Source organism: Streptomyces sp. NPDC031365 (assembly GCF_055569765.1).
In genome coordinates, this window is sequence record NZ_JBVIIM010000015.1 from 63,821 (window position 1) to 77,880 (window position 14,060).

Consider the following 14,060-nt stretch of genomic DNA (forward strand, 5'->3'; position numbering starts at 1 on the left):
CACGCCCAGCGGGAGAGACCGTGACCGAGCAGCAGAACCCCGTCGACGAGTATCCGACCCCCGACTTCCCGGCCCAGGACCAGCCGCATCCCGGCTGGACCGGCCCCATGGACCCGCCGCCGGACCACGGTGAGGACTCCTACCGGGGCAGCGGCCGGCTGGCCGACCGGACGGCCGTGATCACCGGTGGGGACTCGGGGATCGGCCGGGCGGTCGCCCTGGCATTCGCCCGGGAGGGTGCCGACGTGCTCTTCACCCATCTGGACAGCGAGAAGGACGACGCCGCCGAGACCGCGCGCTGGGTGGAGGAGGCGGGCCGGCGGGCCGTACCCGTCTCGTGCGACGTGCGGGAGGAGGAGAACTGCCGGGCACTCGTCGAGCGCGCGGCGCGGGAGTTCGGCCGGATCGACATCCTGGTGAACAACGCCGCATACCAGATGTCCCAGCCAGATGGCATCGAGGCCATCTCCACCGAGCAGTTCGACCGCGTGGTGCGCACCAACCTGTACGGCATGTTCTGGCTGTGCAAGATGGCCCTGCCGCACATGCGGGAGGGCAGCAGCATCATCAATTCCGCCTCCGTGCAGGCCTACAAGCCGAGCCCGCACCTGCTGGACTACGCCACCACGAAGGGTGCCATCGTCACGTTCACCCAGGGCCTGGCACAGATGCTGATCGAACGGGGGATCCGGGTGAACGCCGTGGCTCCGGGCCCGGTGTGGACGCCGCTGATCCCGGCGACGCTGCCGGACACACAGGAGTTCGGCAAGCAGGCTCCCATCGGCCGGCCGGCGCAGCCGTCCGAGATGGCCCCGGCATATGTCTTCCTCGCCTCCCAGGAGGCGTCGTACATCACCGCCGATATCGTCAACGCGACCGGCGGAACCCCGTTGCCGTAGCCCGGGCGGGTGGTCCGTACGGCAGACTCGTCGCCATGGACACTGCCTGGTTCCTGGAAATCCTGGAGAGAGAGGGCCAGTTGCTGGCCGGCGCCGCGGAGGAGGCGGGTATGACCGCCTCCGTTCCGCCCTGCCCGGGGTGGGACGTACGGGACCTGCTCCGGCACACCGGCGTGGTGCACCGATGGGCCGCCGCCTTCGTCGCCGACGGGCACGCGGCGCCCCGCCCGATGGGTGAGCCTCCCGAGCTGGACGGGCCCGGGCTCCTCACCTGGTACCGCGACAGTCACCGCCGACTGGTGGACACCCTGGCGGGCGCCGCGCCCGACGTGGAGTGCTTCACCTTTCTGCCCGGACCGTCCTCCCCGCTCGCGTTCTGGGCCCGCCGGCAGGCGCACGAGACGACCGTCCACCGGTTCGACGCGGAGGCGGCCCGCGGCGGCACTCCGGCACCGATCGAGACGGACTTCGCAGTGGACGGTGTCGACGAGTTGCTGCGCGGCTTCCACGCCCGGCACAGGAGCCGCGTGCGCACCGGGGCGCCCCGCACCCTGCGGGTGCGCACGACCGACGCGGACGCGGTGTGGACCGTACGGCTGTCCCCGGAGCCGCCCATGACCACGCGGGACGCGGCAGGGCACGCGGAGTGCGAACTGGCCGGACCGGCCGAGGAGCTGTATCTGGCGCTGTGGAACCGGCGGCCGGTTCCGGCGCTGTCGGGCGACCCGGAACTCGCCGCGCTGTGGCGGGAGACGTCCGCCGTGATCTGAGCCCCGCGGGCCCGGCCGCTCAGTCCTGAGGGAGCATCCGGGCCAGCACAGCGCGCTGTACGGGCAGGACTTCGCCGTGCAGCGTGCACCCCTTCGCCGTGAGCGTCACCCGCACCCCCCGCCGGTCCTCCGCGCACGTCCCGCGCTCGACCAGGCCGTCCTTCTCCAGCCGGGCGATCAGCCGGGACAGCGCGCTCTGGCTCAGATGGACGCGCTCGGAGATCTCCTGGACGCGGTAGGAGCGGCCCTCCGGCCCGGAACCCGGCGCGAGAATGTCGAGGACCTCGAAGTCACTGGCACACAAGCCGTGCTGGTGCAGAGCGCGGTCTATCTCGCACTGGGTGCGCGCATGCAGTGCGAGTATGTCCCGCCACCGTTCCACGAGCGCCTGTTCGGCCGTCTCCGCCGCCATGGGCGCACCGTAGCAGCCGCGTCGCTTGCCCGCCGGACGCACGCCTGTTTGACTCCTTGAGTGAGCGCGACCAGGGGACGAGTGTGACGGGTTACGGGGGACGCCGGAGTCAGGCCGAGCGGGACGCGATCACCGTCGAGATCGGGTACGCGCTGGTGAGTGCGGCCTTCGCGGCGGCGGTCGTCCTCGGCGCCGTGGCGGGACCGGCGCTGCTCTTCGAACTGCCGGTCTTCGCCGAGGTGCTGCTGCTCCGCGGCGGGCCCGCGCTCGCGACCGCCCTGTTCGTGATCCGCACCGTCGCCGTGCTGGTCAGGTTCCGGCGGGCGGCTCAGCCCAGCCAGCCCGGCCGTACCAGTCCCGACTCATAGGCCAGGACCACCAGTTGGGCACGGTCACGGGCGCCCAGTTTCACCATGGTGCGGCTGACGTGTGTCTTCGCGGTGAGCGGACTGACCACCAGACGACGGGCGATCTCCTCGTTGGACAGGCCCATGCCGACCAGCGCCATCACCTCCCGCTCCCGCTCCGTGAGGCCGGCGAGGGCGTCGGCGGCGGCCGGTTCCTTGGACCGGGCCGCGAACTCGGCGATCAGCCGACGGGTCACCCCGGGGGAGAGCAACGCGTCACCCCCCACCACCGCCCGCACCGCCCGCAGGAGTTCCTCCGGCTCGGTGTCCTTGACCAGGAAGCCCGAGGCTCCCGCGCGGATGGCCTCGAAGACGTACTCGTCCAGTTCGAAGGTGGTGAGCATGACCACCTTGACGTCTCCCAGCTCCACGTCCCGCGTCACACGGCGGGTGGCGGCCAGGCCGTCGAGTGCGGGCATGCGGATGTCCATCAGCACGACGTCGGGCCGCAGTTCGCGGATCAGGCGCACGGCCTCCTCACCGTCGGGCGCCTCTCCCACCACCCCGATGTCCGGCTGCGCGTCCAGCAGCGCGCGGAAACCCGCCCGGACCAGCGACTGGTCGTCGGCGAGCAGTACACGGATCACCGGTCCTCCTCGACCTCGAGCGGCAGCAGGGCCAGCACCCGGAACCCGCCGTCGGGGCGGGGGCCCGCCTCGATGGTGCCATCCAGCGCGGCGGCCCGCTCGCGCATCCCGGCCAGCCCGTTTCCGCCGCCTTCCGCGTCGTCTCCGGTGGCCGGCCCGTCGTCGTCGATGCGCAGTCGCAGCCGTCCCGCCTCCTGTCCGACGCACACGCGTGCCTCCCTGGAGCCCGAGTGGCGTACGACGTTGGTGAGGGCCTCCTGGACGATCCGGAAGGCGGCCAGGTCCGCGCCGGGCGGCAGTCGCGGCGGTTGTCCCTCGACGGTGACGGTGAGGCCCGCGCTCGCGGCCTGTTCCACCAGCTCGGGCAGCCGGTCCAGACCGGGTGCGGGCGTACGGGGCGCGGCTCCGGGTGCGCGCAGCGTGTCGAGCACCTGACGCACCTCTCCCAGCGCCTCCTTGCTCTTCGCCTTGATGGCCGTCAGCGCGGTGCGCGCCTGTTCCGGGTCGCTGTCCAGCAGTGCGAGACCGACACCCGCCTGCACGTTGATGACGGAGATGCTGTGCGCGAGCACGTCGTGCAGTTCCCGGGCGATCCGCAGCCGCTCCTCGTCCGCGCGCCGCCGCGCCGCCCTGGCCCGCTCGGCCCGTTCCCCCGCCCACTGCTCACGGCGGGTCCGTGCCAGTTCCGAAACCGCCACGAGCGCCACCACCCAGGTGGCGATCACGATCTCCTGGTTCCACGAGACGGCGTGGTCACCGGACGGTGGCAGCCACCGGTACAGGACGTGGGCGATCAGCGCCTGCCCCGCCCAGAATGCCCCCATCGCCACCCAGGTCGCGTGCCTGCGTCCCGAGACGATGGCGCTGAAGCAGGCCACGGCGACGGTGAGGAAGACCGGGCCGTACGGATATCCGGCCGCCGTGTAGAGCAGGACGGCGGCCACCGTGCCGGACAGCACCAGCACGGGGTGGCGCTTGCGCCACAGCAGCATCGCGCCGGCCATGAACAGCAGGATGCGGGCCAAGGGATCCAGGGCGACCCGTTCGCCCTCCTGGGCGTGGGCCGCGAAGGTGGAACCCGTCAGCACGAACGCCGTGAGCAGCACGGTGGAGCGCCACGGCCACCGGGGGTGCCGGCTCCCACCGGCCTCGGCACCGCCCTCGAGGGCCCCCTCTCGCTCGTCGGTCCAGCGGCTCCATGCGGGTGGGCCGTGCCGCCACCACTGGGGCGGCCGCCCGTGCCGCCACCGCCCCGGGGTCCCGCCGGCGGGTCCACGCTCGTCCATGTCCGTCACGCTAGACGCCGGGCACCCCCGGCGACGTCAGCCCGGCGTGGTGCTCACCCGTACTCCCTGCGAAGTACTCCGGGCGGCCCGGCCTCCTATGACGGCTGGGCCGCGGGCCGTCCCGGTGCGGTCGCGGGGCCCTGCTGCGCATACACGAGGCCAACGGCGTACCACCCGGTCTTCCGGGTCACGGTCGGGAACTGACCTCGTCGCCCGCAGGACGCCGGTCCAGTGCCAGCAGGGCGCGGTGGGCCAGCGGATGGGTGCGGACCAGTTCACCGAGCGACGTCGAGCCCTGGGTGATGTCCTTGAACGCCTTCCATGCCGGGCGGAAGCCGGTGAGGACCGCGTGGAACACCCCGGGACGCCGTTCGAACGCCGCGAGCATCCGCTTGCCGACGCTCATTTCCACGCCCAGCCCCGCCTTGACGGCGAAGGCGTAGTTCAGTGCCTGGCGGCGTGTGTCCACGGCGTCGTGGGCCTCGGCGATCCGCACGGCCCACTCCCCCGCCAGCCGGCCCGAGCGCAGCGCGAAGGAGATGCCCTCGCGGGTCCATGGCTCCAGCAGTCCCGCCGCGTCCCCGCAGACCAGCACCCGCCCACGCGACAGCGGCGAGTCGTCGGCGCGGCAGCGGGTCAAGTGTCCTGAGGAGATGCTCGGTTCGAAGCCGGCGAGGCCGAGCCGCCCGATGAAGTCCTCCAGGTACCGCTTGGTCGCGGCGCCTTCACCGCGGCGCGAGATCACCCCCACGGTCAGCGTGTCACCCTTGGGAAAGACCCAGCCGTAACTGCCGGGCATCGGACCCCAGTCGATGAGCACCCGTCCCTTCCAGTCGTCGGCGACGGTCTCCGGGACCGGGATCTCCGCCTCCAGGCCCAGGTCGACCTGGTCCAGCTTGACCCCGACGTGCGCTCCTATGCGTCCCGCGCTGCCGTCCGCGCCGACCAGGGCCCGCGCCAGCACCGTCTCGCCGTCCTGCAGCACCACGGCGACCGTCCGCCGGTCCGGTACGGCCGGGCCGTGCTGTTCCACCCGCTGTACGGCGACACCGGTGCGCAGCTCGGCACCCGCCTTCTGTGCGTGCTCCACGAGTTGCTGGTCGAACTCGGGCCGGTTGATCAGCCCGAACATCATCTGACGCGAACGCCGGGTGCGGCTGAAACGGCCGTTGTGGGAGAACGTCACCGCGTGCACCCGGTCCTTGAAAGGAAGTTCGAAACCGGGCGGGAGCGAGTCACGTGAAGGGCCGATGATGCCGCCGCCGCACGTTTTGTAGCGTGGCAGCTCCGCCTTCTCCAGCAACAGCACACGCCGTCCCGCGACCGCCGCCGCGTAGGCGGCCGAGGCCCCCGCGGGTCCCGCGCCCACCACGACGACGTCCCACACCTGCCGCACGTCGTCCGCCGAAGAGTTCTCGCTGCTCACGATGGTCTACTGCTCCCGATCCAGCCGCCTGCCGCTGATGTCCTCCCGCATCCTACGGCGGCGGTCGTCCTGGGCCACTGTGGGAGGATCGGCGGCGCAAGTGCCCCGTACACGGGACCTCACGCACACCGCAACGATCATCTCTTACGAAGAAGTACGCACACGTACAACGTCGCACCCACAAGGAGCGTGCCCATGTCCGCGAATCCGGTCGCCGCGACCGTCGCCTCATTGATGCCCAGGGCGAAGGAGGAGCTCACCGAGCTGGTGGCCTTCAAGTCGGTGGCGGACTTCGGCCAGTTCCCGCGAGGCGAGAGCGAGGGCGCCGCACGCTGGATCGCCGACGCGCTCACCGCCGAGGGCTTCGAGGACGTGGCGCTGCTGGACACCCCGGACGGCACACAGTCGGTGTACGGCTACCTGCCCGGTCCCGACGGTGCGAGGACCGTGCTGCTGTACGCGCACTACGACGTTCAGCCGCCGCTGGACGAATCCGGCTGGACCACCCCTCCCTTCGAGCTGACCGAGCACGACGGCCGGTGGTACGGACGCGGGACCGCCGACTGCAAGGGCGGCGTGATCATGCACCTGCTGGCGCTGCGCGCGCTCAAGGCCGACGGAGGCATCCCTGTACACGTCAAGGTGATCGTCGAGGGCTCGGAGGAGCAGGGCACCGGCGGTCTGGAGCGGTACGCGGAGGAGCACCCCGATCTGCTGACGGCCGACACCATCGTGATCGGCGACGCGGGCAACTTCCGTGCCGGCCTGCCCACGGTCACCTCCACGCTGCGCGGCATGACACTGGTCCGGGTACGGATCGACACCCTCGAGGGCAATCTGCACTCCGGCCAGTTCGGCGGGGCCGCGCCGGACGCGCTGGCCGCACTCGTGCGCGTACTGGACTCGCTGCGCGCCGAGGACGGCACCACGACCGTGGACGGTCTGACCGGTGACAGCGCGTGGGACGGCCTGCAGTACGAAGACGAGCGGTTCCGCAAGGACGCCAAGGTGCTCGACGGTGTGGAGCTGATCGGTTCCGGCACGATCGCCGACCGCATCTGGGCGCGCTCCGCGGTCACCGTGCTCGGCATCGACTGCCCGCCGGTGGTCGGCGCCACGCCGTCCGTACAGGCGAGCGCCCGCGCGCTGATCAGCCTGCGGGTGCCACCGGGCGTCGACGCGGCCCACGCGACGAAGCTCCTCCGGGCGCACCTGGAGGCGCACACGCCATGGGGTGCGCGGGTGAGCACCGAGCAGATCGGTCAGGGCCAGGCGTTCCGCGCGGACACCACAAGCCCGGCCTACCGGGCCATGGCCGACGCGATGGCGGTGGCGTATCCGGGCCAGGAGATGAGTTACGCCGGCCAGGGCGGCTCGATCCCGCTGTGCAACACTCTCGCCGGCCTCTACCCGAAGGCGGAGATCCTCCTCATCGGCCTGAGCGAACCGGAGGCGCAGATCCACGCGGTGAACGAGAGCGTGTCCCCGGACGAGCTGGAGCGGCTGTCGGTCGCGGAGGCGCTGTTCCTGCGCAACTACGCGTCCGGCGCGCACTGACCCACAGCGGTTCACCGCTCTGCTCACGGCAGAGTCCCCGTCCTCGGCGGGGACTTCGCCCTACGGTCGTCCCATGGACGTCGTCGAACTCCTCCCGCGCCTTCATCTCCTGCGGTTCCCGGTCGGCCAGGCGTACCTCTGGCGGGACGGCCGGGAAGGGCACGGGCAAGGGCTCACCCTGATCGACGCCGGCCCGGCGGGGTCCGGGACGGCGATCGCCGAGGCCGTGACCGCGCTCGGCCTGCACCCGCGGGACGTATGCCGTGTCGTGCTCACCCACTTCCACGAGGACCACGCGGGCGGGGCGGCCGAGGTGGCGGCACTCACCGGTGCCGAGGTGCTCGCCCACCGTCTGGACGCGCCCCACGTGCGCGGCGAAGTGTGGGGTCCGGAACCGGTGTTCGAGGACTGGGAGCGGCCGCTGCACGAGCGGGCCGTGCGGCTCCTTCCCTCAGGGGACTTCGAACGTCCGGTCAGGGTGACGGAGGTGTCGGACGGTGACGTCCTCGACGTGGGCGGCGGGGCGCAGGTCGTGCACGTACCGGGGCACACACATGGCAGTGTCGCGCTGCATCTGCCCCGGTACGGGGTGCTGTTCACCGGCGACACGGTGGCCGCCTCGCCCGTGGACGGCGCCGTGATGCCGGGCGTGTTCAACCTCGACCGGCGCCAGGTCCTTGCCGCCTGCCACCGGCTCGCCGCTCTCGACGCGGAGGTGGCCTGCTTCGGTCATGGCGACCCGGTGCTCGCGGGGGCGGCGCGGGCGCTGCACGCGATGGCGGATGCGGCCGGTGCTCCGCCGGATGGCGGGCAGGCAGCACGCTGACGGGCGGCCGGAGACCGGTCCGTCCGGCAGGAGCCGCAGGCCGACACGGCCGACACGGCCGACAACGCAGGGTGTGACACGGCCGACAACGCAGGGTGGCCGCACATGCGCTCCCCCGTCAGCCGACCGGCACTCCGGCCTCCAGGTACATCGCCTTCCCCCGCTCCCGTGCCCGCAGCGCCCTGCACAGCCGTTGGTAGCGCACCGGCGGGAGCAGTTCGGCGGCCTCGGCCTCGGAGGCGAAGCGCCAGCCGCGCAGCTCCGGGCCGGGCAGCAGCAGCCGCCCGGTGTCCGCGGACTCCAGGCGTCCGCCGTCGAAGAGCAGCCGCAGGCCGCCGAATCCGGGCGGAACGGGCGGCTCCCAGTCGACGACGAGGAGCGACGGTACGTCGTCGAGGCGGATCCCGGTCTCCTCGGCGACCTCGCGCATCCCCGCACGCGCGGGAGCCTCACCGCGTTCGACCACTCCGCCCGGAAACTCCCAGCCCGCCTTGTAGGTCGGGTCGACGAGCAGCACCCGGTCCTGCTCGTCGAAGAGCAGGACACCGGCGGCGACCGTCTCGGCGGTGGGCTCGGGCGTCTGCACGATGTCGCAGGCGGGGGCCGCCCCGCTGCCGACCGCCTCGGCGATCCTCAGGGCGGTGTCGTAGGGAGTGAGGGCTCCGCTGTCGACCGGATGGGCGTCGGCGGTGAGCCAGGCGGCCAGCGCCGCCTTGTACGGCTCGATGTGGTCGTATGCCCACTGTCGGACGCGTATCTCCCCGTCGGGCAGGTCCGTGGAGAGGTCGCGGGCGGCTATCCGCTCCCGCAGGATCGTTTCCGCCGGAGCGAGCAGAACATGGCTGACCGGTATCCGGCGGGCGGCGAGACCCCCGAAGATCTCGTCGCGGTACTCCTGGCGCAGTAGGGTCATGGGGACCACGAGGGTCCCGCCGAGCTCGGCGAGCATCGCGGCCGCCGTATCGATCACGAGTCGTCGCCAGACCGGCAGGTCCTGGAAGTCGCCGACCTCGGCGAGGCGCTTGGGCGGAAGCAGCTTCTCCAGTGCTCCGCCGATGACCTCCGGGTCGAAGAGCGTGCTGTTCGGGATCAGCTCGATCAGTTCACGTGCGGTGGTGGTCTTCCCCGCCCCGAACGCGCCGTTGATCCAGACGATCACGGTTCCCCCTCTTCTGTTGGCCCCCTGTGGCTTGCCCGCTCCACCCTGCCACGGAAACCAACTCCCGTAGAGAACGCATGACGGCGCCGGCGCCCCTCCCGTCCGGGTGCGCCGGCGCCGTACGGCTCCGTCGTGGGGCCCGTCAGACCTCGTCCTCCTGGGCGACGTCCAGCTCCAGCGTGTTGTCGCCGACGGTCCGGTCGAAGGTGCTGAGCCTGTCCCCGACGTCGAGACCACCGAGGGCGGTGTCACTGAGGACGGTGTCACCGAGCGCGTGGGACGGGGTGACGGCCGCGACGACGAAGCCGGTGGCGAGGGAGGCAATGGCGAGCATGCTGCGCTTCTTCATACCCGGCTCAACTGCGCGGACCGCCCCGGAGTCACGCCCCACTTCCCGGATCGTGGCCCGCCGTCCGTGCCGCGCCGCCTCAGACTCCCGCGACCGCCGCGTCCGGCCGGCCGGCCAGGGCCGCCGCCGCGGCGCCCACCAGACCCGCGTCGGTGCCCATCTGCGCCGGGATCACCGCGAGGCGCTGGACGAAGGAGAGGGTGGCGTATTCGGTGAGCGCCTTGCGCAGGGGGGCGAAGAGGACCTCGCCCGCCTTGCCCACGCCCCCGCCGATCACGGCTATGTCTATCTCGACGAGCGTCGCGGTGGCCGCGATACCGGCGGCCAGCGCCCTGGCCGCCCGCTCGAAGGACGCCACGGCCACCGGGTCCCCGTCCCGGGCGGCGGCGGCCACCGCGGCGGCGGAGGTGTCACCGTCCGGGCCGGGCAGCCAGCCGCTCTCCCGAGCCCGGCGCGCGATGTTGGGACCACTGGCGATGCGCTCCACGCAGCCGCGCGAGCCGCAGGGACAGGGGTCGCCGTCGAGGTCCACGCTGATGTGGCCGATGTGGCCGGAGTTCCCGGTGGGCCCGGGGTGAAGTCGGCCGCCGAGGACCAGGCCGCCCCCGACCCCGGTGGAGACCACCATGCACAGCGCGTTGTCGTGGCCGCGCGCGGCGCCCCGCCAGTGTTCGGCGGCCGTGATGGCCACGCCGTCGCCGATCAGCTCCACGGGCAGCCCCCCGGCCGCCTCCCGGACCCGGGCGACGAGGGGGTAGTCGCGCCAGCCCGGCACGTTCACCGGGCTCACCGTGCCGGCCGAGGCGTCCACGGGGCCGGCGCTGCCGATACCCACCGCGCCCGCGCACCGCCACAACTCGGACGCGGTGAGCTCACCGAGCACCGCCTCGACCGCGCGCATGACGGTGTCCCCGTTCTCCCGCGCGGGTGTGGGCCGCTGGGCGCGAACCAGGATCCGGCCCTGGCCGTCCACCAGCGCGCCGGCGATCTTGGTGCCGCCGATGTCGAGCGCGGCCACGAGGTCGGTGTGCATCAGTGTCGGATCTCCCCGTCAGACATCAGTAAATCGCCGAGAACGACCATGTGCGACCACGAGGTAACACATGGAAACGGACAGCGGCCCGATCGAGCGGTGAAGCATGGGCCGGAGTGCGCGTCGGACAGTGTCTCCCGACTCTGACAACGTTGTCCAGGCTCTATGCTCGACGCCACATCCTCATACAACCCATGGACCTACGCATTCCCGTGGCCGACAGGACAGGACACCGCACCGTGCCGGAGACGACCCGCCGCACCGAACGCCGCCTCCCAGGCACCCGTTACGGCAACCGTCCGACGATGAAGGACGTGGCAGCCCGTGCCGGGGTCGGCCTCAAGACGGTCTCCCGGGTGGTCAACGGCGAACCCGGCGTCACGCCGGATACGGAGCGCCGGGTCCAGGAGGCGATCGAGGCGCTCGGCTTCCGCCGCAACGACAGCGCCCGGGTGCTGCGCAAGGGCCGCACCGCCAGCATCGGCCTGGTCCTGGAGGACCTCGCGGACCCGTTCTACGGGCCGCTGAGCCGGGCGGTGGAGGAGGTGGCCCGCGCCCACGGCGCGCTGCTGATCAACGGCTCCAGCGCGGAGGACGCCGACCGCGAGCAGGAACTGGTGCTGGCGCTGTGCGCCCGGCGGGTGGACGGACTGGTGGTGATCCCGGCCGGTGACGACCACCGCTACCTGGAACCGGAACTCAAGGCGGGTGTCGCCACCGTCTTCGTGGACCGTCCGGCCGGGAACATCGACGCGGACGTCGTCGTGTCGGACAACTACGGCGGCGCCCACGGCGGCGTCAGCCATCTGATCGCGCACGGGCACCGCAGAATCGGCTTCATCGGCGACATGCCCCGTATCCACACGGCGGCCGAGCGGCTGCGCGGCTACCGGACCGCCATGGAGGACGCGGGGATACCGGTGGCGGACCCCTGGATGTCGCTGGGTGTCACCGACCCCGAGCGGGTGCGCCGGGCGGCCCGGGAGATGCTCTCCGGCCCGGAGCCGGTCACGGCGATCTTCACGGGCAACAACCGGGTGACGGTCACCGTGATTCGGGTGCTGGCCGAGCACGCCCGCGCGGTCGCCCTGGTCGGCTTCGACGACATCGAGCTCGCCGATCTCCTCCAGCCGGGTGTCACGGTCGTCGCCCAGGACGCGGCAGCCCTCGGCCGGACCGCGGCCGAGCGGCTGTTCCGCCAGCTGGACGGCACCCTGCTCACCCCGGAGCGCATCGAGCTCCCCACCCGGCTGATCACTCGCGGCTCCGGCGAGCTGCCCCCGGCGGACTGACCGGGCGGCGCCGGTGGAAGAGGACCGCACCCTGCGGGCACTGGGGCTGGACAAGGCCCCGCGCGAGCACCCGCTGCTGTATCCGGGCGCGTGGCCCCGCGCGTCGGGGCTGCTCGACGGAGAGCGGCTGCTGCCACTGGACCGTCTGGTGTACGAGGACCGGGTGCCGGTGCTGGCGGTCGGCTCCAACGCCTGTCCCGGTCAGCTGCGGCACAAGATGGCCGAGTCCGGGATCATCACGCCGCTGCCGATGGTGCGAACCCGCGTGACGGGCGTCGGCATCGGCGTCTCGGCGCACGTCAGCCGCATGGGTTACGTCTCCCGTTCGCCGGTCGCCGCCCCGGGAACGGTGCGGGAGCTCTTCGTCCTCTGGCTCAGCGCCCGGCAGCTCACCGTGATCGACGCGAGCGAGGGCGTGCCGCGACCGGACGGCAACTTCCGTCGCGTCTGGCTGCCCGCCCCCGACGTGCGGATCGAACTCGCCGACGGCTCCACGCTGTCCGGCGCGTACGCGTACGTCAACCGCCACGGCGTGCTGCACGACGGCACCGGCGCACCGCGCACCCATCCGGGCCAGCGGCCGCTGCTCACCGATCTGCTCAGTGACGTGCCGGGGCTGCGGGAGCTGTTCGGCGCCTCCCCCGAGGAGTTCTGCGCGCGGGCCCGCGCCGACCGGGAGCTGTGCGCCCGGGGCACACGGCTGTTCGCCGTGGAGAAGAGGGTGACGGCCTGCGGTCTGGAGCGGTACGCCGACCCTCAGCGGTACGGAGGTCCGGGCATCAGGGCGTCGCCGTAGACGGGGACGGGGACGTCGTCGGCCGGACGTCCGTGCTGCCGCCGTCCTCGGTTCCACCGGACGTGGGCCCCCTGGCCCCGGGCCTGGCGCAGGCCCGGTTCCCGCCGGCAGGAGGAGCAGTCGGTGCGCGTACCGAGAGGGCCGGCCTCGGAGCCGGAGACGGTGGGGGACCAGGCGGTGCGCCGGACGTCGCAGGGTTACCCGCCCCGCCGATGGGCCGGCGGGCCGGGGCCCGCGTGGGCGCGGCACCGGGATCGGACCCGCCGCTGTCCGGGCCTTCCCGCAGTGCTCGTGCCGGGGCCGGCAGGGGCGGCGCTGTCCCCGGCCGGGTCCCCCGGACCGGCCGTTCGCGCCTCGTCCACCGTTTTCCGGACGACGCCCATGCCGCGGCGACCGAGCGGGGACCCGGTGGCGGCCGAGCGGTTCCGTCCGCCGGTCCGCACTCCCCCGTTGACGCCCCGGTCCCGTTCCGTGGACCCACCGCCCGCGGGACGGCGTACGGCCTAGGCGGAAGGGACGACGGCAGCGGCCGGTGCCTCCTCGGGCTCGAAGCGCAGCAAGTCGCCGGGCTGGCATTCGAGCACGTCGCAGAGCGCGGCGAGGGTCGTGAAACGTACCGCCTTGGCGCGGCCGTTCTTGAGTACGGCCAGATTGGCCGGGGTGATGCCGACGCGTTCGGCGAGTTCGCCCACGGACATCTTCCGCCTGGCCAGCATCACGTCGATGTCGACGGCGATCGGCATCAGATCACCCCGGCCAGCTCGGCCCGCATCCGCGAGGCCTCGACGTCGCGGGCGACGGCCTGCGCCAGCAGCATCCGCAGGACCAGGACGATGAGCGCGACCCCGAGAACGGCCGGACCGGCCCCGCCGAGCAGGAGCACGACGCCCGGAGCGACGGCCTCTCCCGGCGCCAGGAGCGCCCCGAGCGCGAACACCAGCACGGCCGCGGCCACGAACGCGCCGATGACGAGGTGCACGTAGCGGAAGGCGGCGTGGGAGAAGACCGTCCCCCGCCGGGCCATCGTCACCAGCCGCCAGACGCACACCAGGACGGTCTGGGCCGTCACCGCCGTGAGGACCACGATGAGCAGGAGTGGGGCGCGCAGAGAGGAGTACTCCGTGTCCAGCCCTTCGAGGTCGCTCGCCAGCAGCGGCACCAGAACCGCCTGGACCCCCAGCGAACCCGCCAGCAGCACCACGATCACGGCGCGCAGCGCGAGCACGGTCAGTCGTCCCATTGCCCCTCCTTCACCCGAACC

Annotated in this window: 16 protein-coding genes; 7 read left to right on the forward strand and 9 right to left on the reverse strand. The window is 72.6% G+C overall.

The window, feature by feature from the left end; all coding sequences use genetic code 11:
- The first annotated feature begins 20 nt into the window (after positions 1–20).
- Positions 21–899, forward strand: coding sequence for an SDR family oxidoreductase (locus ACZ5C2_RS22180; protein ID WP_468793510.1), 879 nt, complete (start codon positions 21–23; stop codon positions 897–899).
- A gap of 35 nt (positions 900–934) precedes the next feature.
- A complete protein-coding gene (locus tag ACZ5C2_RS22185; RefSeq protein WP_468793513.1) occupies positions 935–1,669 on the forward strand; it encodes a maleylpyruvate isomerase family mycothiol-dependent enzyme in 735 nt (244 codons plus the stop codon).
- A gap of 19 nt (positions 1,670–1,688) precedes the next feature.
- Here ACZ5C2_RS22185 and ACZ5C2_RS22190 read toward each other — a convergent pair whose 3' ends face one another.
- A complete protein-coding gene (locus ACZ5C2_RS22190; RefSeq protein ID WP_468793516.1) occupies positions 1,689–2,081 on the reverse strand; it encodes a MarR family winged helix-turn-helix transcriptional regulator in 393 nt (130 codons plus the stop codon).
- An 83-nt stretch (positions 2,082–2,164) separates the two neighbouring features.
- Between ACZ5C2_RS22190 and ACZ5C2_RS22195 the strand changes: the two genes are divergently transcribed.
- Positions 2,165–2,449 (forward strand): DUF6332 family protein, encoded by a 285-nt coding sequence (locus tag ACZ5C2_RS22195; RefSeq protein WP_468793519.1) that lies wholly within the window; start codon positions 2,165–2,167, stop codon positions 2,447–2,449.
- Here ACZ5C2_RS22195 and ACZ5C2_RS22200 read toward each other — a convergent pair.
- From ACZ5C2_RS22200 to ACZ5C2_RS22210, 3 genes are all read right to left on the reverse strand, one after another.
- Complete coding sequence (locus ACZ5C2_RS22200) at positions 2,410–3,075, reverse strand: response regulator (protein ID WP_468793521.1); 666 nt, start codon at positions 3,073–3,075, stop codon at positions 2,410–2,412. The genes ACZ5C2_RS22195 and ACZ5C2_RS22200 overlap by 40 nt on opposite strands.
- The gene (locus ACZ5C2_RS22205) at positions 3,072–4,361 is read right to left on the reverse strand and encodes a sensor histidine kinase (protein WP_468793523.1); all 1,290 of its coding nucleotides are present in this window, start codon (positions 4,359–4,361) and stop codon (positions 3,072–3,074) included. The genes ACZ5C2_RS22200 and ACZ5C2_RS22205 overlap by 4 nt, the downstream gene beginning before the upstream one ends.
- A gap of 187 nt (positions 4,362–4,548) precedes the next feature.
- Positions 4,549–5,787, reverse strand: coding sequence for a geranylgeranyl reductase family protein (locus ACZ5C2_RS22210; protein ID WP_468793525.1), 1,239 nt, complete (start codon positions 5,785–5,787; stop codon positions 4,549–4,551).
- Positions 5,788–5,982: 195 nt separating this feature from the next.
- Between ACZ5C2_RS22210 and ACZ5C2_RS22215 the strand changes: the two genes are divergently transcribed.
- Positions 5,983–7,344 (forward strand): M20/M25/M40 family metallo-hydrolase, encoded by a 1,362-nt coding sequence (locus ACZ5C2_RS22215; protein ID WP_468793527.1) that lies wholly within the window; start codon positions 5,983–5,985, stop codon positions 7,342–7,344.
- 73 nt (positions 7,345–7,417) lie between these two features.
- Positions 7,418–8,170, forward strand: a complete 753-nt coding sequence (locus ACZ5C2_RS22220; protein ID WP_468793529.1) for an MBL fold metallo-hydrolase — start codon at positions 7,418–7,420, stop codon at positions 8,168–8,170.
- A gap of 118 nt (positions 8,171–8,288) precedes the next feature.
- Here ACZ5C2_RS22220 and ACZ5C2_RS22225 read toward each other — a convergent pair whose 3' ends face one another.
- The 3 genes from ACZ5C2_RS22225 to ACZ5C2_RS22235 all read right to left on the reverse strand — a co-directional run bounded on the left by ACZ5C2_RS22225 (position 8,289) and on the right by ACZ5C2_RS22235 (position 10,711).
- Positions 8,289–9,329: an NUDIX hydrolase gene (locus ACZ5C2_RS22225; RefSeq protein ID WP_468793532.1), complete on the reverse strand. Its 1,041-nt coding sequence runs from the start codon at positions 9,327–9,329 to the stop codon at positions 8,289–8,291.
- Positions 9,330–9,471: 142 nt separating this feature from the next.
- Entirely contained in the window at positions 9,472–9,678 is a 207-nt protein-coding gene (locus tag ACZ5C2_RS22230; protein ID WP_468793535.1) for a hypothetical protein, read from the reverse strand.
- Positions 9,679–9,757: 79 nt separating this feature from the next.
- Entirely contained in the window at positions 9,758–10,711 is a 954-nt protein-coding gene (locus ACZ5C2_RS22235; RefSeq protein WP_468793538.1) for an ROK family protein, read from the reverse strand.
- Positions 10,712–10,905: 194 nt separating this feature from the next.
- Between ACZ5C2_RS22235 and ACZ5C2_RS22240 the strand changes: the two genes are divergently transcribed.
- Positions 10,906–12,003, forward strand: coding sequence for a LacI family DNA-binding transcriptional regulator (locus tag ACZ5C2_RS22240; protein WP_468793541.1), 1,098 nt, complete (start codon positions 10,906–10,908; stop codon positions 12,001–12,003).
- A gap of 13 nt (positions 12,004–12,016) precedes the next feature.
- Entirely contained in the window at positions 12,017–12,799 is a 783-nt protein-coding gene (locus tag ACZ5C2_RS22245; RefSeq protein ID WP_468793544.1) for a hypothetical protein, read from the forward strand.
- A gap of 503 nt (positions 12,800–13,302) precedes the next feature.
- Here the strand turns inward: ACZ5C2_RS22245 and ACZ5C2_RS22250 are convergent.
- The gene (locus ACZ5C2_RS22250) at positions 13,303–13,542 is read right to left on the reverse strand and encodes a helix-turn-helix domain-containing protein (RefSeq protein WP_468793547.1); all 240 of its coding nucleotides are present in this window, start codon (positions 13,540–13,542) and stop codon (positions 13,303–13,305) included.
- Complete coding sequence (locus ACZ5C2_RS22255) at positions 13,542–14,039, reverse strand: DUF2975 domain-containing protein (protein ID WP_468793550.1); 498 nt, start codon at positions 14,037–14,039, stop codon at positions 13,542–13,544. Before ACZ5C2_RS22255 ends, ACZ5C2_RS22250 begins: the two co-directional genes overlap by 1 nt.
- Positions 14,040–14,060 lie beyond the last annotated feature (21 nt).